At 66.2% G+C, this 26,270-nt stretch carries 25 protein-coding genes; 9 read left to right on the top strand and 16 right to left on the bottom strand.

Annotated elements, in window-relative coordinates:
• Nucleotides 1–47: 47 nt before the first annotated feature.
• Nucleotides 48–719, bottom strand: coding sequence for a PhoH family protein (locus VGV41_RS17850; RefSeq protein ID WP_414705148.1), 672 nt, complete (start codon nucleotides 717–719; stop codon nucleotides 48–50).
• Nucleotides 720–1,145: 426 nt separating this feature from the next.
• On the opposite strand from VGV41_RS17850, the gene VGV41_RS17845 reads away from it, so the two are divergent.
• The 7 genes from VGV41_RS17845 (at nucleotide 1,146) to mazG (ending at nucleotide 7,970) form a co-directional block, all read left to right on the top strand.
• Nucleotides 1,146–2,378 carry an ABC transporter substrate-binding protein gene (locus VGV41_RS17845; RefSeq protein ID WP_326865326.1) on the top strand — a complete coding sequence of 411 codons (1,233 nt, stop codon included), beginning with the start codon at nucleotides 1,146–1,148 and terminating at the stop codon, nucleotides 2,376–2,378.
• A gap of 3 nt (nucleotides 2,379–2,381) precedes the next feature.
• Nucleotides 2,382–3,206, top strand: coding sequence for an SDR family oxidoreductase (locus VGV41_RS17840; RefSeq protein WP_326865324.1), 825 nt, complete (start codon nucleotides 2,382–2,384; stop codon nucleotides 3,204–3,206).
• A 10-nt stretch (nucleotides 3,207–3,216) separates the two neighbouring features.
• Nucleotides 3,217–3,738 carry a DUF1697 domain-containing protein gene (locus VGV41_RS17835; protein WP_326865323.1) on the top strand — a complete coding sequence of 174 codons (522 nt, stop codon included), beginning with the start codon at nucleotides 3,217–3,219 and terminating at the stop codon, nucleotides 3,736–3,738.
• A gap of 113 nt (nucleotides 3,739–3,851) precedes the next feature.
• A complete protein-coding gene (gene metG / locus VGV41_RS17830) occupies nucleotides 3,852–5,453 on the top strand; it encodes a methionine--tRNA ligase (protein ID WP_326865322.1) in 1,602 nt (533 codons plus the stop codon).
• Between the two features lie 2 nt (nucleotides 5,454–5,455).
• Complete coding sequence (locus tag VGV41_RS17825; RefSeq protein ID WP_326865321.1) at nucleotides 5,456–6,250, top strand: TatD family hydrolase; 795 nt, start codon at nucleotides 5,456–5,458, stop codon at nucleotides 6,248–6,250.
• A complete protein-coding gene (locus VGV41_RS17820; protein WP_326865319.1) occupies nucleotides 6,247–7,044 on the top strand; it encodes an MBL fold metallo-hydrolase in 798 nt (265 codons plus the stop codon). Before VGV41_RS17825 ends, VGV41_RS17820 begins: the two co-directional genes overlap by 4 nt.
• Nucleotides 7,045–7,166: 122 nt before the next feature.
• Complete coding sequence (gene mazG, locus VGV41_RS17815) at nucleotides 7,167–7,970, top strand: nucleoside triphosphate pyrophosphohydrolase (protein ID WP_326865318.1); 804 nt, start codon at nucleotides 7,167–7,169, stop codon at nucleotides 7,968–7,970.
• 45 nt (nucleotides 7,971–8,015) lie between these two features.
• On the opposite strand, the gene hflX is transcribed toward mazG, so the two are convergent.
• From hflX to dusB, 8 genes are all read right to left on the bottom strand, one after another.
• Nucleotides 8,016–9,377 (bottom strand): GTPase HflX, encoded by a 1,362-nt coding sequence (gene hflX, locus VGV41_RS17810; protein WP_326865316.1) that lies wholly within the window; start codon nucleotides 9,375–9,377, stop codon nucleotides 8,016–8,018.
• Complete coding sequence (gene hfq / locus VGV41_RS17805) at nucleotides 9,378–9,635, bottom strand: RNA chaperone Hfq (protein ID WP_326865313.1); 258 nt, start codon at nucleotides 9,633–9,635, stop codon at nucleotides 9,378–9,380. It lies immediately after the preceding gene.
• A gap of 272 nt (nucleotides 9,636–9,907) precedes the next feature.
• Nucleotides 9,908–10,765: a D-amino-acid transaminase gene (locus VGV41_RS17800; RefSeq protein ID WP_326865312.1), complete on the bottom strand. Its 858-nt coding sequence runs from the start codon at nucleotides 10,763–10,765 to the stop codon at nucleotides 9,908–9,910.
• A 10-nt stretch (nucleotides 10,766–10,775) separates the two neighbouring features.
• The gene (locus VGV41_RS17795) at nucleotides 10,776–12,146 is read right to left on the bottom strand and encodes a sigma-54 dependent transcriptional regulator (RefSeq protein WP_326865310.1); all 1,371 of its coding nucleotides are present in this window, start codon (nucleotides 12,144–12,146) and stop codon (nucleotides 10,776–10,778) included.
• A gap of 4 nt (nucleotides 12,147–12,150) precedes the next feature.
• A complete protein-coding gene (locus VGV41_RS17790) occupies nucleotides 12,151–14,403 on the bottom strand; it encodes a PAS domain-containing sensor histidine kinase (protein WP_326865309.1) in 2,253 nt (750 codons plus the stop codon).
• A 137-nt stretch (nucleotides 14,404–14,540) separates the two neighbouring features.
• Nucleotides 14,541–15,989: a nitrogen regulation protein NR(I) gene (gene ntrC / locus VGV41_RS17785; protein WP_326865307.1), complete on the bottom strand. Its 1,449-nt coding sequence runs from the start codon at nucleotides 15,987–15,989 to the stop codon at nucleotides 14,541–14,543.
• 16 nt (nucleotides 15,990–16,005) lie between these two features.
• Nucleotides 16,006–17,157 (bottom strand): nitrogen regulation protein NR(II), encoded by a 1,152-nt coding sequence (locus VGV41_RS17780; RefSeq protein ID WP_326865306.1) that lies wholly within the window; start codon nucleotides 17,155–17,157, stop codon nucleotides 16,006–16,008.
• Entirely contained in the window at nucleotides 17,154–18,209 is a 1,056-nt protein-coding gene (dusB, locus tag VGV41_RS17775; RefSeq protein ID WP_326865305.1) for a tRNA dihydrouridine synthase DusB, read from the bottom strand. The genes VGV41_RS17780 and dusB overlap by 4 nt, the downstream gene beginning before the upstream one ends.
• 167 nt (nucleotides 18,210–18,376) lie before the next feature.
• Between dusB and VGV41_RS17770 the strand changes: the two genes are divergently transcribed.
• Together VGV41_RS17770 and VGV41_RS17765 are read left to right on the top strand one after the other, a co-directional pair.
• Nucleotides 18,377–19,555: a bifunctional 2-C-methyl-D-erythritol 4-phosphate cytidylyltransferase/2-C-methyl-D-erythritol 2,4-cyclodiphosphate synthase gene (locus VGV41_RS17770; RefSeq protein WP_414705147.1), complete on the top strand. Its 1,179-nt coding sequence runs from the start codon at nucleotides 18,377–18,379 to the stop codon at nucleotides 19,553–19,555.
• Nucleotides 19,556–19,558: 3 nt separating this feature from the next.
• A complete protein-coding gene (locus VGV41_RS17765) occupies nucleotides 19,559–20,083 on the top strand; it encodes a CinA family protein (protein ID WP_326865302.1) in 525 nt (174 codons plus the stop codon).
• A 76-nt stretch (nucleotides 20,084–20,159) separates the two neighbouring features.
• Here the strand turns inward: VGV41_RS17765 and VGV41_RS17760 are convergent, their stop codons facing one another.
• The 7 genes from VGV41_RS17760 to lpdA form a co-directional block, all read right to left on the bottom strand.
• A complete protein-coding gene (locus VGV41_RS17760; protein ID WP_326865300.1) occupies nucleotides 20,160–20,612 on the bottom strand; it encodes a hypothetical protein in 453 nt (150 codons plus the stop codon).
• Nucleotides 20,613–20,853: 241 nt separating this feature from the next.
• Nucleotides 20,854–21,831: an FUSC family protein gene (locus VGV41_RS17755; RefSeq protein WP_326865299.1), complete on the bottom strand. Its 978-nt coding sequence runs from the start codon at nucleotides 21,829–21,831 to the stop codon at nucleotides 20,854–20,856.
• Nucleotides 21,832–21,894: 63 nt separating this feature from the next.
• A complete protein-coding gene (locus VGV41_RS17750; RefSeq protein WP_326865298.1) occupies nucleotides 21,895–22,356 on the bottom strand; it encodes a type II toxin-antitoxin system RatA family toxin in 462 nt (153 codons plus the stop codon).
• Nucleotides 22,357–22,360: 4 nt separating this feature from the next.
• The gene (gene lipA / locus VGV41_RS17745; protein ID WP_326865297.1) at nucleotides 22,361–23,314 is read right to left on the bottom strand and encodes a lipoyl synthase; all 954 of its coding nucleotides are present in this window, start codon (nucleotides 23,312–23,314) and stop codon (nucleotides 22,361–22,363) included.
• A gap of 61 nt (nucleotides 23,315–23,375) precedes the next feature.
• Nucleotides 23,376–23,618 (bottom strand): GlsB/YeaQ/YmgE family stress response membrane protein, encoded by a 243-nt coding sequence (locus VGV41_RS17740; RefSeq protein ID WP_326865296.1) that lies wholly within the window; start codon nucleotides 23,616–23,618, stop codon nucleotides 23,376–23,378.
• 30 nt (nucleotides 23,619–23,648) lie between these two features.
• Nucleotides 23,649–24,704 carry a cysteine synthase A gene (cysK, locus tag VGV41_RS17735; RefSeq protein ID WP_326865294.1) on the bottom strand — a complete coding sequence of 352 codons (1,056 nt, stop codon included), beginning with the start codon at nucleotides 24,702–24,704 and terminating at the stop codon, nucleotides 23,649–23,651.
• 27 nt (nucleotides 24,705–24,731) lie between these two features.
• Nucleotides 24,732–26,150 carry a dihydrolipoyl dehydrogenase gene (lpdA, locus tag VGV41_RS17730; protein WP_326865293.1) on the bottom strand — a complete coding sequence of 473 codons (1,419 nt, stop codon included), beginning with the start codon at nucleotides 26,148–26,150 and terminating at the stop codon, nucleotides 24,732–24,734.
• Between the last annotated feature and the right edge of the window lie 120 nt (nucleotides 26,151–26,270).

Below are 26,270 nucleotides of genomic sequence, written 5' to 3'. Positions count from 1 at the left end.
GGAACGCTAGCACCGCCGCCCGCCGTCGTCAGCCTGTCCCGCGCGTCCTAGAGGTTCGCCTCCGCGAAAGCGTTGACCCACATCGCGCACAGCCCCGAACGCACGATGTCGGCGCAGCTGAACTCGATCACCGGTACCGGCAGGCTCTGCTTGGCGACGATGTCGATGACGACGCGCAGGCCGCTGTCGCGGTCGAGGTCGCACTGACTGATGTCGCCGTTGATGACCATTGTGCAGTCCTCGCCGATGCGGGTGAGGAACGTCTTGATCTCGGAGGGTGTGGCGTTCTGCGCTTCGTCGAGCAGCACGAAGGCGTTCTTCCACGAGCGGCCGCGCATCACCTCGAACGGCACCAACTCGATGGCGCCGTTCTTGAGCGCGATGTCGTAAGCCGCCTTGCCGATGCGCTCCTTGATCGCCTCCGCGACGGGTACGGCCCAGGGCGCGAACTTGTCCTCGAGCGAACCGGGGAAGAAGCCCAGCGAACGGCCGCAGGGGACGTTCGGGCGGGTGAGGATGATCCTGTCGATCTGGCGGTTGCGGTAGAGATCGGCGGCGTGCGTGGCAGCGATCCAGGTCTTGCCGGTGCCCGCCGGCCCGAGAACGATGACTTGGGGAGATTTGCGAAGGGCGTCGAGATAGTCCGCTTGCGTGGGATTGAGCGCTTTTATCGGCGGCAGCGCGCGTTCGGTTTCGAATTTGGCGTTTTGGAACTCTATGATTTCAGCGGATCCCAGCAGGCGCTCGTGACGGCGTCTCTTCTTCGCGAGGTTCTTACCCAAGGGTCTGATCCTTCTGGTGGACTTAAGGATAAGTGCATACGCCAACGGACCGCGCGCGGGCGCGGGTACTGCAGCAGGTTGCGATGTGAGGAAAGCGGGCGGTTGTCTCGCGCGACCGGCCTTCGGGGTGTTGCCAACTCCCCCGGCTGCCTCTCGATCCGTAAGTTACGAACCGCCATGCCCCGAAAGCTAAGCGATTCGGGTGACGGATTTCTAAAAATTATTGCGCTGCACCCCGGGATCGTGGGCAATGGCCCCAAGTCTCTGGGCCGCAAATGGTCGTCGCTTCCACCCCGGCCTCTGTGATTGAATTTCTCCCGACCGGCCTCAGCCAGAAGGGCCGCACCAGAGGGAGACAGATCCATGACCATCAAGCTGAGTCGCCGCCAGATGCTGGCCGGTGCCGCCGCGGCTGCGGCATTGCCGATGCCCGCGATCGCACAGAATGCGCCGATCAAGATCGGTCTCTTGACCGTGAAGACCGGTCCGCTTGCCGCGGGCGGCATTCATTTCGAGGAGGGATTCGTCACCTTCCTCAAGGAAAAGAATTACACACTGTCGGGACGCAAGATCGACCTGATCGTTGCCGACACCGGCGGCAATCCGGCCGGTGCCAAGACCAAGGCGCAGGAAGTGGTCGAGCGCGACAAGGTCGACGTCGTGCTCGGGCCTTTCGCGGCTTTCGAGCTTCTGGCGACCCTCGACTATTTCGCCGAGGCCAAGATGCCGACGCTCGCCTTTGCCGGCGCCGAGGACGTCACCCAGCGCAAGAGGAATGCCTACGTCACGCGCTCGTCGTACACCTCGGCGCAATGCCTGTATCCGCTGGCCGATTACGTGCTGCACGAGATGAAGCTGAAGACCGCTGCGACCATCGGCGACGACTTCGCCTTCGGCTACGAGCAGGTCGGCGGCTTCCAGCGCGTGCTGGAGGAGGGCGGCGGGCGCATCGTGAAGAAGCTGTGGTCGCCGCTCAATACGGCCGATTACGCGCCCTACATCGCGCAGTTGCCGCAAAGCGACGTCGTCTGCGAGGTGCTGGCCGGGTCCAATCCGCTCAAGTTCACCAAGCAGGCGCGCGGGCTTGGCGTGAAGCAGCCGCTGGTCGGCGGGTCTACGGTCGCCGACGACACCATCATCGCCGCCCACGACGAAAGCGCGGAAGGATTGATCAACACCAATCCCTATTCGCTCGACCACGACAGCGAGGCGAACAAACGCTTCATCGCCGAGATGCGCAAGAACTACGGCGATGGCGTGCGCATCGGTCATTACGCCGCGTGCTTCTATGCCAACGGGCAACTGATCGAGGCGACTCTGGCCAAGACCGGCGGCAAGGCCGACGATCGCGAAGGATTCGTCAAGGCGCTACGGTCGGTCACGCTGGCCGATACGCCGCGCGGGCCCTTGTCGTTCGACGACTACGGCAATGCCGTGATCGACGTCTATGTGCGCCGCGCCGGCAAGGTGAACGGCAAGATGGCCAACAAGACCGTGAAGACCTATCACAAGGTCAGCCAGTTCGGCGGCATGGACCCCAAGGCGTTCCTGAAGGAGCCGGTGTTCTCGCGCGATTATCCGCCGATGAAGAGCTGAGACGTGCCGTCGCGCGCGGTTCTGATCACCGGCGCCGCCGGCGGCCTCGGCGCGGTGATGACGGCGGCGCTGCTCAAGGACGGGCATGCGGTCGCCGCAGTCGATCGCAGCCGCGAGGGCCTGGCGCGCCTGGTGGCCTCGTTGGGCGCCGGGCGCGAACGGCTCTTGCCCGTCGAGGCGGAACTGTCGGAGCCGGTCGCCTGCACCCGCGCGGTCGAAGCCGCGGTTGCGCATTTCGGGCGGATCGAGGGCGTCGTCAACAATGCCGGCATCGGCATGAGCGCGATCCGCCCCGACGCGGAGAGCAATCATCCCGGAATCGCGGAGTTGACCGCCGATGTCTGGGACCGTTTCTTCGCGGTCAACGTCCGTGCGCCGCTGATGATCACGCAAGCGGCGCTGCCGCATATGAAGCGCGCGGGGTGGGGGCGCATCGTTAACAACACGACGAGCTACCGCACCATGCTGCGCGTCCTGCCCTACGGCGCCACCAAGTCGGCGCTGGAATCGATGTCGGCGGTGTGGGCGCTCGAACTGGACGGCACCGGCATCACCGTCAACGTGCTGGTGCCGGGCGGTCCGACCGACACGCCCTTCATCAACGACGCCGCGGGCTGGCCGCGCAACCAGATGCTGAAGCCGGCGATCATGGGACCGCCGATCTCGTGGCTGATGTCTGAGGCCTCGAACGGCGTGAATGGCAAGCGCTTCACGGCGCAACACTGGGACGCGTTGCTGCCGCCGGCGGAGGCCGCCATGAAAGCCGCGCGCCACATTGGCTGGCCGGAGCTTGCGGCCGGTCCGGCGTGGTTCACGACGACACTATGAGGAGGAATAAGTGACCGCTTACGTCGCGCTCCTCCGCGCCATCAATGTCGGCGGCAGCGGCAAGCTGCCGATGAAGACGCTCGTGAGCCTCTGCACCGGTCTCGGCTTCGCGGACGTGCGCACCTACATCCAGAGCGGAAATGTCGTGTTCACAAGCCGCAAAGGCGAGGTCGCGGTGCATAAGGCGTTGCAAGCGGCGCTGACCAAGGCACTCGGCAGGCCAGCGGATGTCGCGGTCCGCACCACGGCCGAGATGGCGGCGGTCCTGAAAGCCAACCCGTTTCCGAAGGCGCCGCCGGCGAAGGTGGGGGTCGCGTTCCTCGGCAAGCGGGTCACCAAGGCGATGCTCAAAGACGTCACCATTCCCGGCAAGGAGGAAGTCGTCCTCGACACCCGCGAGGCCTACATCCACTTCCCGGACGGCATGGGCCGCTCGAAGCTGAAGCTGCCGAAGGCCTTCGGGCCGGCGACCGCCCGCAACATCAATACGGTCCGCAAGCTGGCGGCGATGGCGGCGGAGGTGGGCGGCTAGGGGAGGGCCGGCCCCTCGCCCGGACAGCCGCCTTGCATAAGCCGCCGAGGCCCGGCACAAGGCCGGTCTGATCCGCGTGACATCGGCGCATTGCGCCCCATATTGACAGTCGAATGGCCGCCAAGACCCCGTTCTACATCACCACCGCGATCTCCTACCCGAACGGCGAGCCGCATATCGGCCACGCCTACGAGGCGGTCGCGACCGATGCCATTGCCCGCTTCAAGCGGCTCGATGGCTTCGACGTGTTCTTCCTGACCGGCACCGACGAGCACGGACAGAAGATGCAGCAGACCGCCGCCAAGCTCGGGCTGACGGCGCGGCAACTGCGCGACCGCAACGTGCCGCGCTTCGAGGCCATGGTCGCCCGGCTCGAGTGCTCGAACGACGACTTCATCCACACCACCGAGGAGCGCCACTACCGCTCGTCGACCGCGATCTGGGAGCGGATGGAGAAGGCGGGCGACATCTATCTCGACAAGTACGCCGGCTGGTACTCGGTGCGCGACGAGGCCTATTACGCCGAGGATGAGACGCACCTCAACGAGCACGGCAAGCGCATCGCCACCAAGACCGGCACGCCGGTCGAATGGGTGGAGGAGGAGAGCTATTTCTTCCGCCTCTCCGCCTACCAGCAGAAACTGCTCGACCTCTATGAGAAGGTCCCCGACTTCGTGCTGCCGCGCGAACGGATGAACGAGGTGGCGAGCTTCGTTAAGGGCGGGCTGCAGGACCTGTCGGTGTCGCGCACGACCTTCGACTGGGGCGTGCCGGTGCCGGGCAATCCGAAGCACGTGATGTATGTCTGGGTCGACGCGCTGACCAACTACATCACCGCCGCCGGTTTCCCCGACGACAAAAGCGAGAAGTTCACGCGCTTCTGGCCGGCCAACCTGCACGTCATCGGCAAGGACATCGTGCGCTTCCACGCCGTCTACTGGCCGGCCTTCCTGATGTCGGCCGGCGTCGCCGTCCCCAAGCGCATCTTCTCGCACGGCTTCCTGTTCAACCGCGGTGAGAAGATGTCGAAGTCGGTCGGCAACGTGGTCGACCCGTTCACGATGTCCGACACCTATGGCGTCGATCAGTTCCGCTATTTCTTCCTGCGCGAGGTGCCGTTCGGTCAGGACGGCAATTACAGCCACGAGGCGATCGTCAACCGCATCAACGCCGACCTCGCCAACGATCTCGGCAATCTGGCGCAGCGCTCGCTGTCGATGATCGGCAAGGCGTTCGGCGGCGTGCTGCCGGAGCCGGGCGCGTTCAGCGAGACGGACAAGACCATCCTCGCCGCCGCCGATGCGATGATCGGCGCGGCGCGCGAGCAGATGAAGAACTATGGCCTGCACCACATCCTGAATACGATCTGGGCCGTGGTGGCCGACGCCAACCGCTACTTCGCCTCAGAGGCGCCGTGGGGCCTCGCCAAGACCGATCCCAAGCGGCAGGGGACGATCCTCTACGTCACAGCCGAAGTCCTGCGGCAGGTCTGCATCCTGGCGCAGCCTTTCGTGCCATCGTCCGCGGCCAAGATGCTCGACCTGCTGGCGGTGCCCGCCGAGGAGCGCAGCTTCGCTTCCCTGGCCACCCGTCTCGCGCCCGGCCGCACGCTGCCGGCGCCGGCGCCGGTTTTCCCGCGCTGGATCGAGCCGGAGGCCGAAGGCGGCCCCAAGCCCGGCGAGAAGCCGCCGAAGAAACAAAAGCCAAAGTCCTGACGATGCTGGTCGATAGCCACTGCCATCTCGATTTCCCCGATTTCGCGGCCGAGCTCGATGCAGTGGTAGCGCGGGCGCGAGCGGCCGGGATCGGGCGCATGGTGACGATCTCGACCAAGGTGAAGAAGCAGGCGCAGCTCATTGCCATCGCAGAGAAATATCCGGATGTTTTCTGCACGGTCGGCACCCATCCACACCACGCCTCGAGCGAGATGGATGTCGACGCGACGATGCTGGTCGGCCTGTCCAAGCACCCGAAGGTCGTGGCGATCGGCGAGGCCGGGCTGGACTACCACTACGACACCGGGCCGCGCGACGATCAGTTGAAAAGCTTCCGTGAACACATTGCTGCGGCACGCGAAACCGGGCTGCCGCTGGTCATCCATGCGCGCGATTGCGACGCTGACATGGCGGCTGTCCTGACCGAGGAGGTGAGCAAGGGTCCCTTCAAGGCGGTGCTGCACTGTTTCACGGCCGGCGCGGCGCTGGCCCGCACGGCCATCGATCTCGGCTTGTACATCGGCTTCACCGGCATCCTGACTTTCAAGAGTTCGCAGTCTTTGCGCGACATCGCCCAATCGCTGCCGGCCGACCGTATTCTGGTTGAAACAGACTCGCCGTATCTCGCGCCGGTGCCGTATCGCGGCAAACGCTGCGAACCGGCCTACGTCGCCGAGACCGCCAAGGTGCTGGCCGCAACACGCGGCATCACCGAGGCTGAGATCGCGCGACAGACGACCGAAAACTTCTTCCGCCTGTTCAGCAAAGTCCCGCAAAGCCTGGCCAGCGCCGCATGACGAGAACCTTCACCATCCTCGGCTGCGGCTCGTCCATGGGCGTGCCGCGCGTGGCGCTGGGCTGGGGCTCGTGCGACCCGAACAACCCGAAGAACCGGCGCCGCCGCTGCTCAATGTTGATCACGCAGACCAACGATGCCGGGCACAAGACGCGCGTCCTGATCGACTGCTCGCCGGACTGTCGCGAGCAATTATTGGACGCCGAGGTCGACTGGCTCGACGGCGTCGTGATCACGCACGAGCACGCCGACCATACGCACGGCATCGACGACCTGCGCCCCCTGTTCGTGCACAAACGTCGCCGCGTCGACGTCTGGCTCGACGAGCCGACCTCGCGCGCCATGCATGCCCGCTTCGGCTACTGCTTCATGACGCCGCCGGGCTCGGAATATCCGCCGATCGCGCACGAGCGCCGGCTGACGCCGGGCGAAGCCGTCACGATTTCGGGGCAGGGTGGCGACATCGAGGTGATGCCGATCCTGCAGAACCACGGCGACATCCCGTCGCTCGGCTTCCGCATCGGCAACGTGGCCTATTCGGCCGACATCAAGTACCTGCCCGACGAGAGCCTGCCGCTGATGGCCGGCCTCGACGTCTGGCTCGTCGATGCGCTGCGCCGCGCGCCGCATCCGAGCCACCTGAACCTCGACGAAGCGCTGTACTGGATCGACCGCGTCAAGCCGAAGCGCGCCGTCCTGACCAACCTGCACACCGACATGGATTACGCGACCCTGACTGCCGAGCTGCCGAAACCCATCGAACCGGCGTTCGACGGGATGAGCTTCGATGCCTGAGTGCGTCTCAGGATTATTGTGTTCCGGCCAATTCTTAACGGTGAAACTTTATGTCCGACCTGATCTGGGTATTTATAGGTATTCCATAATATGTCTTATGCGAATCAAGGACCGCTAGCGCTGTGAAGCCGTCCAGGGACATCAGCCGGCTCATCGAGATCATGGCAGCGCTGCGCACGCCGGGCTCCGGCTGCCCCTGGGACCTCGAACAGACCTTCGACAGCATCGCGCCCTATACGCTCGAGGAAGCCTATGAGGTGGCCGACGCCATCGCGCGCGGCGATCTCGCGCACCTCAAGGACGAGCTCGGCGATCTGCTGCTGCAGGTCGTCTTCCACGCGCGTATGGCGCAGGAGCAAGGCGTGTTCGATTTCGGCGGCGTGGTCGAGGCGATCACCACCAAGCTCGTCCGCCGGCACCCGCACGTCTTCGCCGACGCGGACGGAAAGACCGCCGAGGCGGTCAAGGGCCTGTGGGAGCGCATCAAGGCCGAGGAGCGCGCGGCACGTGGCGAGCCGGCGGAGGCGGGCGCGCTGGCCGGGGTGCCGGTCGCCCTGCCCGCGCTGACGCGCGCGCTCAAGCTGCAGAACAAGGCCGGCCAGGTCGGCTTCGACTGGAACGATCCGCGCGCGGTGCTGGCCAAGATTCGCGAGGAAGCCGACGAGATCGAGGCCGCGCTCGATGCGCAGGATGAGGCGCACGCGGCGACCGAGGTCGGCGATCTCTTGTTCGCCGTGGTCAACCTGGCGCGGCATCTCGACGCCGACCCGGAAGGCATCCTGCGTGCAACCAACCTGAAATTCGAGCGTCGCTTCGCCTTCATCGAGCGCGCGCTCGCGGCGCAAGGCAAAACGCCCAAGGACGCGACACTGGCGGAGATGGACGCGTTGTGGGATGCGGCGAAGGCCGAGGAAAAGCGTAAGTAACGCTCCGCCTTTCTTACCCTCCCCCTTGTGGGGAGGGTAAAGAACCTAGATCGCCGCGTACTTCCGCCGCACGATGTCGGCATTGGCGGCATCGGCGCGCACCGTCACCGCCAGACGGCCATCGTCGCCGAGATCGCGGGTGAGCACCTCGGCGTGCCGGTAGAGCCAGGAGAGCCCCGCGCCGTCGGCCGGATCGAGCGACAGCGACAAGGTCAGCCGCCCCTCGCCCAGTCGGCGCTCGATCGCCTTTGTGAGCGCGTCGATGCCCTCGCCGCCCAGGGCTGACACCAGGACCGGCCGCCGCTCCGCCGGCTGGCGCTCGGCTAGATTGGCGGCGCGCGCGCGTCCATCCGCGTCGAGCCGGTCGATCTTGTTCCAGACTTCGATCAGACGCTTGTCGGTCGGCTCGATGCCGAGCTCGCCGAGCACCGCCTCGACGTCGCGCGATTGCGCCGCCGCGTCTTCGTGCGACATGTCGCGCACATGCAGGATGACGTCGGCCTCGATCACCTCTTCCAGCGTGGCGCGGAAGGCGGCGACAAGCGTGGTCGGCAGGTCGGAGATGAAACCGACGGTATCGGACAGGATCACGCGACTGCCGTGCGGCAGGTCGACCGCGCGCAGGGTCGGATCGAGCGTGGCGAACAGCATGTCAGCCGACAGCACGGTCGCCTGCGTCATACGGTTGAACAGCGTCGACTTGCCGGCGTTGGTGTAGCCGACCAGCGCCACAATCGGATACGGCACGCGCTTGCGGCTCTCGCGGTGCAAGGCGCGGGTGCGCTTGACCTTCTCCAGTTCCTCCTCGATGCGGGCGATGCGCTCGCCGATGACGCGCCGGTCGGCCTCGATCTGCGTCTCGCCGGGGCCGCCGAGGAATCCGAAGCCGCCGCGCTGGCGCTCGAGATGCGTCCAGGCGCGCACGAGGCGTGTCTTTTGATAATTGAGATGCGCGAGCTCGACCTGCAGCGCGCCCTCGCGCGTGCGCGCGCGCCGGCCGAAGATCTCGAGGATGAGACCGGTGCGGTCTATGACCTTGGCGCCCCACGCCTTCTCGAGATTGCGCTGCTGCACCGGCGACACCGGGCAGTCCATGATCACGACAGAAACTTCGAGGCTCTTCACGAGGCCGGCGAACTCGTCGACCTTGCCCTTGCCGATATAGGTCGCCGGCCGGATCTCTCCCAGCGTGACGAGGCCCTGCTCCACCACGTTGAGGTCGATGGCGCGCGCAAGCCCGACCGCCTCCTCGAGCCGCGCTTGCGGCGTGCGCATATCCGCCTCGCGCGCGCTCGCCGCACGCGATGCGGATTGCTTCAGCCAGGGCTCGATGACGATGGCGCGCCCGGTCTCCGCCCTTGTCGGGGTCAGACGATCAGCGCTCTGGTCACGACGGCGAGGTTCCAATCAGACCTTGTCTCCGCCGGCCTCTTCCCCGCCTTCGAACAGCTGGATCGGGTGGCCGGGCATGATGGTCGAAATCGCGTGCTTGTAGACAAGTTGGGAATGCCCATCCCGCCGCAGCAGCACGCAGAAATTATCGAACCAAGTTACAACGCCCTGCAGCTTCACTCCGTTCACCAGGAAGATGGTGAGCGGGATCTTCGCCTTGCGGACGTGATTGAGGAAGGTGTCTTGCAGATTTTGCGCACGTTCGGCTGCCATGGCCGTGTTCCGTTTTATGCCCGTGTCTTCGCACGAGACTGTTGCCGGTTCTTCTTGTCATGCGGGCAGGCCCGCATTGCATGCGGACATGTCAGCACGTGCCGCCCAGTCCCACAACCAGAGCGGCCCGCCCGGAAAGAGCCATTAGAAATCACGGACGGCCGCGGTGCAAGCGCTAGTTGGATGCAGGGTAGCTAACATAATGATTTTTATAGTATTTTACGCTCCCTGTACGCGTTTTGCCGCAGCCATTCGCGCGCCGCGAGCGTTTCTCAGCGGATGTCGGCGTGCTGGTGATAGGCACCGCGAAGACTGGCGGTAACAGGTCCCGGTTTGCCGCCGCCAACCGGACGTCCGTCGATGCTGACAACCGGCATGACGATCTGGCTGGCGGATGTGACGAAGGCCTCGCGCGCGGCATAGGCTTCCTCGACGGTGAAGGGCCGCTCCTCGACCTTCAACCCCTTCGCCTTGAGCTCGTCGATGACGACGGAGCGCGTGATGCCGGGCAGAATGCCGGTGTCGAGCGGGCGCGTGATCAGCACGCCGTCGCGCGTGACGATCCAGGCATTCGACGAGGCACCTTCGGTGACCCGCCCCTCGGGGTCGACCATCCAGGCCTCGCGCGCGCCCTGGTCGCGCGCCGCCTGCTTGGCGAGCACGTTCGGCAGCAGCGCAACCGATTTGATGTCGACGCGCTGCCAGCGGATGTCCGGCACGGTGACGACGGCGATGCCGCCTTCGGCCTGCTTCTCCAGCCGCGCGCGGTCATGGCTGCGCGCGGTGACGACCAGGCTCGGGCGCGTGCCGCTCGCCGGAAACGGAAAGTCCCGCGGCGCGACGCCGCGCGTCACTTGCAGATAGACGATGCCGTCACGCACGCGGTTGCGCCGCACGGTCTCGCGCAGCACGCGCGCCAGCGCCCTCGCCGACATCGGCCGCGCCATGCGCAATTCTTTGAGGGAGCGGTCGAGGCGCGCCATGTGGCGCGGCTCGTCGACGAGCTTGCCCTCCCTCACCTCGCAGACTTCGTAGACGCCGTCGGCGAATTGGTAGCCGCGATCCTCGATCGACACGGCGGCCTCACCGTGCGGCAAATAGCGGCCGTTCACATAGGCAATGCGTGACATGGCCGGCGCCTTACCCGATTCCCAGCGCCTTGAGCTTGCGGTGCAGCGCCGAGCGCTCCATACCGACGAATTCCGCGGTGCGCGAGATGTTGCCGCCGAAGCGGGAAATCTGCGCGACGAGATATTCGCGCTCGAACACCTCGCGGGCGTCCCGCAGTGGCAGGCCCATCAGCTGCTCGCCGCCATTGCCGTTCGGCATTGACGGCACCATCGAGCCGACGTCGGGCGGCAGCATCGAGGCGTCCAGCACCGCTTCCGGGTCGCCGCCGGCGAGGATCAGCAACCGTTCGATGTTGTTGCGCAGCTGGCGCACATTGCCGGGCCAGTTATGCGACTGCAGCACGGCCATCGCGTCCTCGCCGATGCGCCGCTTCGGCAGGCCGGTCGCCTGCGATATCTGGTCCATGAAATAGTCGACCAGTTCGGGAATGTCCTCGCGCCGCTCGGCCAGCGCCGGCACGCGGATCGGTACGACCGACAGGCGGTGATAGAGATCCTCGCGGAAGCGGCCTTCCGCGATCAGCGCCTCGAGATTGCGCGCGGTCGAGGAGACGATGCGCACATCGACGGAAATCTTCGCCGTGCCGCCGACGCGCTGGAAGGTCTGGTCGACCAGGACGCGCAGGATCTTGTTCTGCGTCTCGCGCGGTAAATCGGCGATGTCGTCGATGAACAAGCTGCCGCCGTGCGCCTCTTCCAGCGCGCCGGGCTTGCGTTGTTCGGAGCCATTCGAGTGGTCGATGCCGAACAGCTCGGTCTCCATGCGCTCCGGCGTGATCGCAGCAGCATTGATGACGATAAACGGCCCGCTGGCCCGCGCCGACATCTGGTGGATGGTGCGCGCGGCGAGCTCCTTGCCGGCGCCGGAGGGGCCGACGACGAGGACACGGCTATTGGTCGGTGCCACGCGCTCGAGCGCCTGGCGCAGCTGGGACATCGCCGCCGAGCGGCCGACGAGCGAGGGCGGCAAGGGCGCGAGCTGCTTCAACTGCTTCACCTCACGCTTGAGCCGCGAGGTTTCGAGCGCGCGGTCGGCAACCAGCACGAGCCGGTCGGCCTTGAACGGCTTCTCGATGAAGTCGTAGGCGCCCTGCTTGATCGCCGCGACGGCCGTCTCGACGTTACCGTGGCCGGAGATCATCACGACCGGCAACTCGGGGTGCTCGTGCTTCATGGCGTCGAGCAGTTGCAGGCCGTCGAGCCTGGAGCCCTGCAGCCAGATGTCGAGGAAGACGAGGTTCGGCCGGCGCGTGGCGACGGCGGCGAGCGCGTCGTCGCTGTTGCGCGCCGTCCGCGTCGTATAGCCCTCGTCCTCGAGGATTCCCGCAACCAGATCGCGGATATCGGCTTCGTCGTCGACGATCAGGATTTCAGAGGACATGCGATCACTCGTTCACGGTCTTCTGTTTGTCGGACGGCCCGGCCTCAGCCGCGCCGCTCTTGCCGGCGGCGAGGAAGTAGACGCGCATCCAGGCGCCGCGCTGGCCGGGGATCTTCTCGGCGGCGTCGTGTAGCTCGATGCCGCCGCCGTGTTCCTCGAAAATGCGTCCGACGATGGCGAGGCCGAGACCGGTCCCCTTCTCGCGGGTGGTGACGTAGGGTTCGAGCAGACGGCTGCGGTTTTCCTTGGGCAGGCCGACGCCGTTGTCGACGATGTCGATGGCGATGGTCTCGCCCTCGCGTACGGCGGAAACCTTGATCGAGCCGCGGCCGAGTTCGGCCGGCGGCACGGCGGCGATCGCCTCGGCGGCATTCTTGATCAGATTCGTCAGCGCCTGCGAGAGCAGGCGGCGGTCGAACTGCGCCGGCATCGGGTCTTCGGCGATCCCGACTTCCATGTCGATGTCGGCGTGCCCGACGCGCATCAGGAACACCGCCTCGCGTACGACGTCGGCGACGTTCTCGGCGGTGATCACGGGCTTCGGCATGCGCGCAAAGCGTGAGAACTCGTCGACCATCCGGCGGATGTCGTCGACCTGGCGGACGATCGTGTCGGTGCACTGCTCGAACACGCCGCGGTCCTCGACGATCATCTTGCCGTATTTGCGGCGCAGCCGCTCGGCCGAAAGCTGGATCGGCGTCAGCGGATTCTTGATCTCGTGGGCGATGCGGCGGGCGACATCCGCCCAGGCCGAAGTGCGCTGCGCGGCCACCAGTTCGGTGACGTCGTCAAGCGTGACCACGTAGCCGTGCTCGGATTCGGCCGACTGTTCGCTGGTCACGCGCACCGACAGATTGCGCTCGCGGCCGTTGCGCGTGATCGTCACCTGGTCCTGCGTGCGGGCACCGACCTGCGCCGCCGCCATGATATCGGCGAGCTCGGGGAAAACTTCGGCGAGAGGATTGCCGAGTGCCTCGGCCTCGCTGCGGCCGATGAGCTTCTCCGCCGAGCGGTTGAGGATGCTGACGCAGCCGCGCCCGTCGACACCGATCACACCGGCCGAGGCGCCGGCGAGCACCGCCTCGGTGAAGCGGCGCCGGCTGTCGATGACGTCGTGCGCGCGCATGATGTCGTCGCGCTGCGTGCGCAGTTCGTGCGTCATGCGGTTGAAGGTCTCGCCGAGATGCGCGAGGTCGCCCTCCGACTGCCGCACCGGCACGCGCACGTAGAGATTGCCGGTCGAAACGGCGTTGGCCGCGCCGATCAGCCGACGGATCGGCGCCACCAGCCTGTTTGCGAAGTTGAGGCCGATCCATACCGCGGACAGAAGCACGATCAGGGCGATGACCGTGTACATCAGCGCGAAGGCGACCTGCACGCCGACGCGGCGCGCTTCCAGCGCGGCGTATTCGGTCACGCTCTCGCGCGTCGCCTGCAGTTGAGGTACGACGCGCGGGTCGAGCAGACGCGTCACGTAGAGCCACTCGTCCGAATACTTGTCGAGCTTGATCACCGCGGCGACGTAGTTGGTGTCGGGCAGGAGCACGACCTGCGGCTCCTTGTCGCCGATGTGCGGCAGCGCCTCCTTCGGCGGGAGCGCGAAGGTCTGGGTGACCTTGGTGTCGGCGCGGGCCACAACCTTCAGGTTCTTGTCGAGGATCATGACCGCCGAGAGGCCGCGCACCGCGGCCTGGAAGTCGAGGAACTGCGGCAGCTTGGCCGGTTCGGTATCGAACAGCGGCTTGGTGCGTGTGAGATCGAACGCCATCACCATGATGTCGGAGCGGACGATCTGCGCGTGGTCGTGGAGATAGGCCTCGGCGACGATGAGCGAATTATCGATTGCCGCGCGCGTACGCGTCGAGAACAGGCGGTCGAGGCCGCGGTCGAGCGTGACGCTGGCCACGATTGCCACCAGGATGGCGGGCGCCGCCGCGATGATCGAGAACAGGCCGACGATGCGTACATGCAGCCGCGCCGCCGCCCGCCCGCTCCGCCGCGCCTGTACCACCTGCCAGACCTCGCGGATGATGACGGCGAGCAGCAGGATGACGGTGACGGCGTTGGTCAGCAGCAGCGTGACGACCACGTTGTGCGTGGGGAGGATTGGCGTGAGGTCGGCGAGGACAATGAATGTGACGAAGGCCGAGAGCAGCGCCAGTCCCACCGCCAGCGGGCCAAGCACGCGCGTCTCGCCGCGGCGGGTGGACGCCGCGCTCAAGATGGGATCGTTGGCGGCAGCTTGATCGGAGCTCATTGACCCCCGGGCGGCGTGCGCAAAACAACAGCGGCCGGAGGGAGAATCCCCCGACCGGTGATGCTTTTATACAACATTGTTGCCGAATTGCGACTAAAGCACGGCGCGAAACCGGGAGCGGCGGTTAACGCGCCACCTCAGCTGCCGCCGCGGTACACCTGAATGTCCAGGTCCCTGATCTTCTTGCGCAGGGTATTGCGGTTGACCCCGAGCAGGTCGGCCGCCCGGATCTGGTTGCCGCGGGTTGCGGCCAGCGCGGCCGTCAACAGCGGATGCTCGATCTCGCGCAGGATGCGGTGGTAGAGGCCCGCCGGCGGCAGGCCTTCGTCGAAACCGCCGAAATAGGCGGCGAGGTGCCGCTCGACGGCGGCGCTTAAGGATTCGTCCGCGCGGCCCTCCTCCGAGCCGCCGAGCGGCACCGCCGGCTGCGCCAGTTCGGTCTCGATGACCGCGGCAGTAATGGTCTCCTGCGGGTACAGCGCGGCCAGCCGCCGGGCGAGGTTTTCCAGCTCGCGCACGTTGCCCGGCCAGCGATGGCGCTTCAGCCGCTCGAGCGCCGCCTGGTCAATCTGCTTCGGCGGCAGCCCCTCCCGCTCCGCCTGTGCGAAGAAGTGGCGGATGAGGTCCGCAATGTCCTCGGTGCGCTCGCGCAACGGTGGCAGACGCAGCGGCACGACGTTGAGGCGGAAGAACAGGTCTTCGCGGAACAGACCCTGCTGGATCAGCAAGCGCAGATCTTTATTGGTCGCCGCGACGATGCGCACGTCGCTCTTGATCGGCGTGCGACCGCCGACGGTCGTGTATTCGCCCTGCTGCAGCACGCGTAAGAGCCGCGTCTGCGCCTCCATCGGCATGTCGCCGATCTCGTCGAGGAACAGCGTGCCGCCTTCCGCCTGTTCGAAGCGGCCGGCGCTGCGCGTGTTGGCGCCTGTGAAGGCGCCCTTCTCGTGGCCGAACAATTCCGATTCGATGAGGTCGCGCGGGATCGCCGCCATGTTGATGGCGACGAAGGTCCCGGCGCGGCGCTTGCCGAAATCGTGCAGCGCGCGCGCGACCAGCTCCTTGCCGGTGCCGGACTCGCCGGAGATCATCACCGTGAGGTCGGTCTGCATCAAGCGCGCCAGCACGCGGTAAATTTCCTGCATTGCCGGCGAGCGGCCGACCAGCGGGATCGACGGGTCGAACTCCTCGGTCTTTGGCGCCGCGGTCGAGCGCTCCTTCGGCTCCGACAGTGCGCGGCCGACGATCCCGATCAGCTCCTTCAGGTCGAACGGCTTCGGCAGATACTCGTAGGCGCCGCGCTCGGAGGCGCGGATCGCGGTCATGAACGTATTCTGCGCACTCATGACGATGATCGGCAGGTCGGGCCGTGTCTTGCGGATGCGTGGGATGAGATCGAAGGCGTTCTCGTCAGGCATCACCACGTCTGTGATGATGAGATCGCCGTCGCCCTGCGTCACCCAGCGCCACAAGGTGGCGGCATTGCCGGTCGAGCGGACTTCATAGCCCGCACGCGACAAGGCCTGATTGAGGACGGTGCGGATTGCTGCATCGTCGTCGGCAACCAATATGCTTCCGGTCGGCATTGCTCTCTCTAAACCCTCACGGGCCCTGCTCCGGCGGAGCGTCGTCGACGACGTAGCCCTCACCGCTGTAAATCGGCATCAACACGCGAAAAATCGTACGGCGCGGCTGCGACTCACATTCGATGATGCCGCCGTGGTCGCCGACGATTTTGGCCACCAGCGCCAGCCCCAGCCCGCTGCCGCTGCGCTTGGTGGTGACGAACGGGTCGAACAGATGCGGCATCAGGTCCTCGGGCACGCCGGGGCCGTTATCCTTGACGCAAATCTCGAGCGGCAGCGACACGCGCGTTTTGCTGCCGGGAATGGACAGTCGCACGCCGGGACGGAATCCGGTGGTAAGCTGGATCTCGCCCTCGACGGCGCCGTCGCCGATCGATTCGGCCGCATTCTTCACCAGATTGAGCAGCACCTGCACCAATTGATCGCGGTTGGCGAGCACCGGCGGCAGCGAAGGATCGTACTCTTCGACGAATTTGATGTGACGCGCGAAGCCCGTCTGCGCCAGCCGCTTCACGTGATCGAGCACGACGTGGATGTTGACCGCTTCGCGCGAGACCGGCCGCTCGTCGGCGAACACTTCCATGCGGTCGACCAGCTTCACGATGCGGTCGGTCTCGTCGCAGATGAGCCGCGTCAGCGAACGGTCGTCGTCGCCGGCGGACTGCTCGAGCAGTTGCGCCGCGCCGCGAATGCCCGAGAGCGGATTCTTGATCTCGTGTGCCAGCATGGCGGCAAGCGCAATCACCGAGCGCGCGGCGCCGCGATGTGTCAATTGCCGGTCCATCTTGTCGGCGATTGTGCGCTCCTGCAGCATCACGACGACATGGCCGTCGAATTCCGGCAGCGACGCGACATGCAGATCGACCAGCCGTTCGCCGGGATTGCGCGGCGTCGCGAGATCGACCTTGTACTCGTTCACCGCGGCGCCGCTGCGGCGCACCTGTTCGATCAGCGGCAGGAGCGGCGAGCCGAACGGCACCAGATCGCGCAGCATATAGCGGCGCAGCATGGGGATCGAGGCTTCGAAGAACTGCTCGGCGGCGACGTTGGCGTCGGCGATGCGGCCGTCCGGCGACACCATCAGCACCGGATGCGGCAGCGCGTGCAACATCGCGTCGGCGGGCGTCTGCGCCGTCTGGGGCATGACTTGAGCGCGGCTACGGCTCATGCGGCGATCCTCTGCGCGAAATCGTCGTAGGCTTCGGCGAGCAGGCGCTGCGCCTCGCACGGCTCTTCGGCGGTGAGTACGCGCGCGCGATGCGCTTTCAGCGTCTCGGCCGAAGCGCCCGCCGTGGCGGCGGCGCAATCGAGCGCCCAGCCGAGATGCTTGCGCGCATGGCGGCGGCCGATGCGCACACCGTGATGCGCGATCATCTCGTCGTAAAGCGCGGCGGTGATGGCATGCTGCTCGGCGAGCGGCGGCGCGTCCTCGCGCACGCCGGTCTTGAGGAAGCGCGCGACCTGGCCGGCAAACCACGGACGGCCCTGTGCGCCGCGCCCGACCATGACGGCGTTGGCGCCGGAGGCGTCGAGGGCGGCGAGCGCATCGTCGAAGGTTTTGATGTCGCCGTTGACGATGACGGGCACGCCGACGGCGCGCTTGACCGCGCGCACCGCACTCCAGTCGGCGCTGCCGGTGTAGAATTGACAGCGCGTGCGGCCGTGCACGGTGATCATGGTGATGCCGGCGGCTTCGGCGCGGCGCGCCAGGTCCGGCGCGTTGATCGACGCGGTGTCCCAGCCGAGTCGCATCTTCAGCGTCACCGGCACGCGGACGGCGCCGACGGTCGCTTCGATCAGGCCGAGGGCGTGATCGAGATCGCGCATCAGCGCCGAGCCGGAAGCGCCGTTGGTGACCTGCTTCGACGGGCAGCCCATGTTGATGTCGATGACCTGTGCGCCCTGCCCTTCGGCGATGCGCGCGCCTTCTGCCATCCACTGCGCCTCGCAGCCGGCAAGTTGGACGACGTGAATTCCGATGCCGGCGCCGTCGCTACGCACCGCGGCCTCACGCTCGCCGCGCACCAGGCCGGCGCAGGCGGTCATCTCGGAGACCACCAGTCCCGCGCCCATCCGTTCGGCCAGCCGGCGGAATGGCGCATCGGTGATTCCCGACATAGGCGCCAGCACCACCGGATTCGGCGCGGTAACCGCGCCGATCTGGAGCGGAGCCGCAGTCTGGCCGGGTGTAACCGGCAGGATTTCAACGCTGCCTAGCATTTAGGCGAACCTCTTTGATGCACACAGAATAGCCAAACGGTGGCGGGGTGCAAGTGCTGCACTGCAATATTCTTGTTCATGCCTCGCATGCATCCGGGCCGGGGCTCGTCCGGACGCTTCCACGCAGGCGCGGGAACGCGCTAAAGGCAAGGTTCATTGCAGGGAGCATGGACAAGATGGCCGATGTTGCAGCCGTAGTCGTGGCCGCGGGACAGGGTCTGCGCGCCGGGGGCGACCGGCCGAAGCAATTTCGCGCCATCGGCGGCCAGACCATGCTGCGTCGGACGCTGTCGTTGTTCCTCGATTGCGGCCTGATTGGGGCTGTGCAGCCGGTCATCCGGATGGAGGATCGGACGCTATTCGACGAGGCCGTGGCCGGCCTGCCGCTGCTGCCGCCGGTCGCAGGCGGTGCCACGCGCCAGGACTCGGTGCGCGCGGGTCTCGAGGCGCTGGCCTCGCGGGCACCTGAAATCGTGCTGGTCCACGACGCCGCACGTCCTTTCGCCAGCGCGGCGCTTGTTGTCCGTGCCATCGAGGCCGCCGGCGCCACCGGCGCCGCCATCCCCGGCATGCCGGTCACCGACACGATCAAGGCGGTGGACGGCCACGGCCGCGTCGGCGAGACGCTCGACCGCTCCCGCCTGCGCGCCATCCAGACGCCACAGGCGTTCCGCTTCGCACCGCTGCTCGAGGCGCATCGCCGTGCGCAGCGCGAAGGCCGCGACGACTTCACCGACGATGCCGCGCTCGCCGAATGGGCCGGCATGCAGGTCGTCGTGTTCGACGGCGAGCCGGCCAACATCAAAGTCACGCACGCGGAGGATTTCATGCGCGCCGAAGCAATCGAGGCGGCCCAGCTCGGCGACATCCGCACCGGAACGGGCATCGACGTGCACACGTTCGGTCCCGGCGACCATGTCGTCATCGGCGGCGTGCGCATCCCGCACACGCATGCGCTCACCGGCCATTCCGACGCCGATGTCGGCCTGCACGCGCTGGTCGACGCGATCCTCGGCGCTCTGGCCGACGGCGACATCGGCTCGCATTTTCCGCCGAGCGACATGCAGTGGAAAGGCGCCTCCTCCGACAAGTTCCTCGCCTTCGCCGTCGAGCGGGTCAAGGCGCGCGGCGGCATGATCGCGCATCTCGATCTCAACATCGTCGCCGAAGCGCCGAGGATCGGTCCGCATCGCGACGCCATGCGCGCGGCGATCGCCCGCATCGCCGGCATCGACATCTCGCGCGTCGGCGTGAAGGCCACCACCAGCGAGAAGCTCGGCTTCACCGGTCGCGGCGAAGGCATCGTCGCCTACGCCACCGCGACGGTTCGCCTGCCCTGGGCCTGATCCATGTTCGATGAGGAGATCATCAACGCCGTCGTCACTTTGCTCGACCTCTGCAAGGCGAAGAAGCTGACGGTCACGACGGCCGAATCCTGCACCGGCGGGCTGGTCGCCGCGGCGATCAGCGAGATCTCCGGCTCGTCGGTGGTGCTCGACCGTGGCTTCGTGACCTATTCCAACGAAGCCAAGCAGGAGATGCTCGGCGTGACGCCGGCGACAATCGACGTCTATGGCGCGGTGAGCAAGGAGTGCGCCGAGGAAATGGCGAAGGGCGCGCTCGCCCACGCGCAGGTCGATCTTGCGGTGTCGATCACCGGCATTGCCGGGCCGACCGGCGCGGTGCCGGGAAAACCGATCGGCCTCGTCTATTTCTGCGCCGCCGCGCGCAGCGGTCGCACCATCGCGCACGACCGCAAGTTCGGCGACATCGGCCGCTCGCAGGTGCGTCGCGCGTCGGTGCTGCAGGCGTTGGCGATGCTGACGGAGCTGGCGGACAAGGAAGAGCCGCATCCGCCGGCGGGCACGAGCTGAACGCACATCCGCACTGGGACGACGGGCTCCGGGTCACGGAGCCCGCGCGTTCGCAAGGTTCGTAACAAATCGCTGCTCAGGCGATCGGGGTCGACGTCGCCGGGCTATGCGGTTGCAGGGACGTGAGCGCCGGCTCGCCGTGAACGTGCGGCTTCACCGTCGCCGGCAGCTGCAGCACGGTCGCGCGTTGGCCCGCGCGCAGGCGGGTCACCAGCACGATCTTGCCGTTCGGAAATTCCAGCGCATCGTGATGCGTGTCGGGCCGGTCGAGATTGACCTGGCGGAAGCGCGCCACGCGTTGGCCGGTCTTGCCGAAGCCGAAACGCGGCATCAGGCGACGGAAAATGTGATCCACCTCGACGTCATGCTCGAAAGCCAGCTCGGTGCCCGGCATCAGACAGACGGCGACCTTCGGCTCACTTACTTCGGTGAAGCCGCGGGTGAACGAATTGATGAAATTCGTGGAGACGAGCTTGTCTCCGATCTTCGCAGGACGGTTTGCGACCCCGTGCAGGCTATAATCGCACATCGAGTGTTCTCCATTGTCTGCTGTCTGCGAACAGCCGAAGCGGTTGTTCAACGGCCCAACGATTTCATTTGCTTTTGGTGGCGGCCATAAGGTCGCAGCCCGCCTTTTTCTGTCGCGCGGACGAAAATATATTGTTCGCAGGAGTGGGAACGATTCGACCCCTCTCTGCGTCTTCTCTGTTTGAACGCGCTCTATGAATTGTGGCGAGCCGGCACAAAGTGCGGCGCCGACGCAGCCGGCGTCAACCTTCCTCCACCACCCACCGCGGAAATGCCAGAACCGTACCGATCAGCGCCAGTCCGGCGCCAAGCAGCACGTCTTCCAGGCGTTCCGTGAACAGCCCGCGCAAAATGCGCGGGTCGGATGTGGCGAGGTGGTAGGCAAGCAGCACCACCAGCGCGATCAGCGCGGTGTGCAGCCAGTAGCGATGCTGCAAATGGTGTGGAATGAGCGGCGCCAGGATGAGCACCGCCGCCGCGATGATCCAGGGCGATTGCAGGACGCTGGTCAGCGCGAAGGCGGCGACGACGCCGACCATGGTTCCGGCGATGCGGTGGACGATGCGCACGTAGCTCAAGCGTGCGTCTGACTGCATCACCACGAGCGTGGTCACAACCACCCAGAGCGCCCGCTCGGGGTCGAGATGCACTCCGATCCACAGGCTGGCGGTCGCCGCCCCAGCATAGGCTACGGCAAACCGGGTCCAGCCGCCCGCCGGCGGTCCGCCGCCGCCGCCGCGCTGCTGTGTCAGCGGCCCGGCAACCAGGTGATCGAGCAGGCGGGCGCAGACGACGATCAGGAGGGCAATCACCGGGTACCAGAGCAGCGCGACGGTGAATTCCGGCCCGCCGCTGGTCACGACCAGCGCCATCGCGAAATTCCGTCCTGCCATCGCCGGACCCTTGCCGAGACGGAGCACCTGTCCGGTAGTGAAGGTCGCCAGTACGAAGAGCACCCAGACCGGCCACGGAAATCCACGCAAATAAATGCCGATGAGGCCGCCAAAGCCGAGCGTCGCCGCGGCCATCGCGAGGATTGTCAGCCGTCCGGTGAGCGGGCCGTCGTCATCGGCGAAGGACAGCAATAATCCGGTCACCGCGCCGACAAGGGCGCCAGCCGGCGACTGCGCCCAGACGCCGACGCAGAGCGGGGAGCCGATCGCCGCGAGAAACAGGAGTGCCCGGCGCAACGCCGCCTGATCGATGGAGACTCTGGGCATGGGCCCTTCGGGACGGTGACGAAACCCGGACCAACGCGCCGCCCGTGGAGCCGGTTGCGCAGTTTAAGCCAGCTTGCGGCCGTAGACAGCATCGGCGCGCTTCTCGAAGGCGGCCGCCATACGGCGAAAGACGGTGTCGAATACCGCGCCGGCGAGCATGGCGAAGGTGCGGCTTCTGAACTCGTAGTCGATGAAGAACTCGACCTCGCAGGACGTGTCCGACTTCGGATGGAAGGCCCAGCGGTTCTGCATGCGGCTGAACGGGCCGTCGAGATACTCGACGAGGATGTTCAGGTTGTCGCGGTCGAGCGTGGCGCGGCTGGTGAAGCTCTGGTGAATGACCTTGTAGGCGACCGTCATCACCGCGACGATGACGCTCACCCCCTCGCCCTTCTCGGTGCGGCTCTTCATGCGCATGCCTGCGCACAGCGGCACGAATTCCGGATAGCGCTCGACGTCGGCGACAAGGTCGAACATGTCGCTGGCGGTGTGGCGGACGAGCCGGCGGGTGGAGAATTGCGGCATTCCGTTAGCGCTGCGCGGCGCGGGCGGCCTTCAGCCGCGCGAAGTCCTCGCCGGCGTGGTGCGACGAGCGGGTCAGCGGCGAGGCGGAGACCATCAGGAATCCCTTGGCGTAGGCGATCGTCTCAAGCGCCTTGAACTCGTCCGGCGGCACGAAGCGCTCGACCGCATGATGCTTGCGCGTCGGCTGCAGGTACTGGCCGATGGTGAGGAAGTCGACATTCGCCGAGCGCAGGTCGTCCATCACCTGCAGCACCTCGTTCCGCTCCTCGCCCAGGCCCACCATGATGCCGGACTTGGTGAACATCTGCGGATCGAGCTCCTTCACACGCTGCAGCAGCCGCAGCGAATGGAAGTAGCGCGCGCCAGGCCGCACCGAGAGATAGAGCGACGGCACCGTCTCGAGATTGTGGTTGAACACGTCGGGTTTTGCCGCGACCACAATCTCGACCGCGCCGTCCTTGCGCAGGAAATCGGGGGTGAGCACCTCGATCGTGGTGTCAGGGGCGTGCGTCCGGATTGCACCGATGGTCTGCGCGAAATGCCCAGCGCCACCGTCGGCGAGATCGTCGCGGTCGACCGAGGTGACGACGATGTGCGACAGGCCGAGCTTGGCGGTCGCCTGCCCGACATGCTCCGGCTCGTTGGCATCGAGCGCGTTGGGCAGACCGGTCTTCACGTTGCAGAAGGCACAGGCGCGCGTGCAGGTGTCGCCCAGGATCATGAAGGTGGCGTGCTTCTTCTCCCAGCACTCGCCGATGTTCGGGCAGCCAGCTTCCTCGCACACGGTGTGCAGGTTGTTGGCGCGCATCAGCGCCTGCGTCTCGGCATAGCCCTTCGACACCGGCGCCTTGACGCGGATCCAGGAGGGCTTCTGCGGCTGCTCCGCGGAATCCGGCCTGTGCGCCTTTTCCGGATGGCGCGGGCGCGGATTGTTGATGAGGTCGAGGACGACGGCCATGCCCCTACTTACGGCTGCCAAAGGGGGGCTGCAAGGTCGGCTGTCCGGCGGCGCGCGCGCATCAGGCCCGTCGGATCGCCCGCCAGATCAGCAAGAACACGATGGCGCCGATGGTGGCGGTGATCAGATTGCCCCAGAAATCAGGCATGACGTGCAGATTGAGCTTCTCGAACAGGAAGCCGCCGACGATTGCTCCGACGAGGCCGACCGCCAAGTTGTAAAGGAGCCCGCCCCGGCCGCCGAGGATTTGCGTCGCCAGCCAGCCGGCGACCAGGCCAATGATGATCCAATAGAAGATACTCATGCGCGGCCTCCCGCCCCGTGAAAGCTACCGCTACGCGGTCTTCGACGGCAGGCGGTTGCCCGGCGTCGAATTGGAGATTGAAAGCTCTTCCTCGCTCATGTCGGCGCCAATGTCGCCGAACAGCGGCGTCGACAGATAGCGCTCGCCGGTGTCCGGCAGCATGCAGAGGATGGTCGCACCGGAACCGGCCTCTTCCGCCACCTTGAGCGCGCCGGCGAAGGTCGCGCCGGCGGTGATGCCGACGAAGATGCCTTCCTTCTGCGCCAGCGCCTTGGCGTATTTCATCGCATCGGGGCCGGCGATGGTCATGAGCCGGTCGAAGCCCTTCTTGTCGACCGCTTCGCTGGTAATGCGCGGGATGAAGTCGGGCGACCAGCCCTGCATCGGATGCGGCCTGAAGGCCGGATGCGGTTTCGTCGGCGTGCCGTCGGCGTTGCGCTCCTGCTTCTCGCCGGACGCCAGCATCGGCGCATCGGACGGCTCGCACACGACAATCTTGGTCTCGGGCCGCTCCTTGCGCAGGACCCGGGCAACGCCGGTCAACGTGCCGCCGGTGCCGAAGCCGGTCACCCAATAGTCGAGCCGCTCGCCCTTGAAGTCGTCGACGATCTCGCGTCCGGTCGTGCGCTCGTGCATGTCCGGGTTGGCCTCGTTCTCGAACTGGCGCGTCATGAACCAGCCGTTCTTTTTGGCCAACTCCTGCGCCTTGTTGACCATGCCGAAGGCGCGCTCGGCCGCCGGCGTCAGGATCACCTTGGCGCCGAGGAAGCGCATCAACTTGCGCCGCTCGACCGAGAAACTCTCGGCCATGGTGATGACGAGCGGATAGCCCTTCGCGGCGCAGACCATGGCCAGCCCGATGCCGGTGTTGCCGGACGTCGCCTCGACGACGGTCATGCCGGGCTTCAATTCGCCGGATTTTTCAGCCGCCTCGATGACGCCGAGCGCGAGGCGGTCCTTGACCGAGCCGAGCGGATTGAAGGCCTCGATCTTGACGAAGAGGTTGACGCCCTTCGGCGCGAGCTTGTTGATGCGCACGACCGGCGTCCGGCCGATGGTGCCGAGAATGCTGTCGAACTTGGCCATCACGTCTCCCCCGGTGGCTTGCGACCGTTACATGTTCAGGACACGTCCATACGCGTCGAGCACCGCTTCCTTCATCATCTCCGACAGCGTCGGATGCGGGAAGACCGTGTGCATCAGCTCTTCTTCCGTGGTCTCCAGGTTCATGGCGACGACATAGCCCTGGATCAGTTCGGTTACCTCGGCCCCGACCATGTGCGCGCCGAGGAGCTGCCCGGTCTTCTTGTCGAAGATGACCTTGACCAGACCCTGATCCTCGCCGAGCGCGATGGCCTTGCCGTTGCCGACAAAGGGGAAGCGGCCGACGCGGACGTCGAGCTTCTTGTCCTTGCACGCCTGCTCGGTCAGCCCGACGGAGGCGACCTGCGGCGAGCAATAGGTGCAGCCGGGGATCATCAATTTGTTCATCGGGTGCGGATTGAGGCCCTTGATCGCCTCGATGCAGACGACGCCCTCGTGCTCGGCCTTGTGCGCGAGCATCGGAGGGCCGGCGACGTCGCCGATGGCGTAGATGCCGGGCACGCTGGTGCGGCTCAGCTCGTCGACCTTGACGATGCTGCGCTCGGTCTTCACGCCGAGCTTCTCGAGGCCGAGGTTCTCGATGTTGCCGACGACGCCGACGGCGGAGATGACGCGCTCGACCGTGATCTGCTGGGATTTGCCGTCCGCCTCGATGGTGGCGGTGACGCTGTCGGCCTTCTTGTCGAGTTTGCTGACCTTGGCGTTCGTGAGGATTTTAATGCCCTGCTTCTCGAAGCTCTTGCGCGCGAAGGCCTGGATCTCGTGGTCCTCGACGGGCAGGATCTGCGGCAGCACCTCGACGACGGTCACGTCGGTTCCAAACGTGCGATAGAACGACGCGAACTCGATGCCGATGGCGCCGGAGCCGATGACGAGCAGCGACTTCGGAATCGCCGGCGGCACCATCGCTTCGAAATAGGTCCAGACCAGCTTCTTGTCAGGCTCGAGGCCCGGCAGCACGCGCGGCCGTGCGCCCGTGGCGATGATGATGTGCTTGGCCCGATATTGCGCGGCACCGAGCGCGCCCTTCGGCGCCTCGGTCTTCGAGGCCTTCACGGTGACCTTGCCGGGCGCGTCGATCGCCGCTTCGCCCCAGATCACCGAGACCTTGTTCTTCTTCATCAGGAAGCCGACGCCGTCATTCAGCCGCTTCGACACGCCGCGCGAGCGCTTGACGATTTCGGCCGCATCGTAGCCGACATTGTCGGCCTTCAGCCCGTAATCCTTGGCGTGCTGCATGTAGTGATAGATCTCGGCCGAGCGTAAGAGCGCCTTGGTCGGGATGCAGCCCCAATTGAGGCAGATGCCGCCGAGATAATCGCGCTCGACGATCGCCGTCTTGAAGCCGAGCTGGGCCGCGCGGATGGCGGTGACGTAGCCGCCGGGACCCGAGCCGATGATGATGACGTCGAAGGAAGTGTCTGCCATGAGAACTCGCAGGAAATAGCCGGCCGCTCTGCCTGTCATGGCCGGGCTTGTCCCGGCCATCCCGCTTAGAATGGCACGGCCGTGCCCGCCCAAGCGAGGTCGCCGGGACAAGCCCGGCGA

Origin of the sequence: Pseudolabrys sp., assembly GCF_035943735.1 — a bacterium.
In the GTDB taxonomy this organism is placed as follows: domain Bacteria; phylum Pseudomonadota; class Alphaproteobacteria; order Rhizobiales; family Xanthobacteraceae; genus Pseudolabrys.
This window is presented reverse-complemented; position numbering and strand designations above follow the sequence as displayed.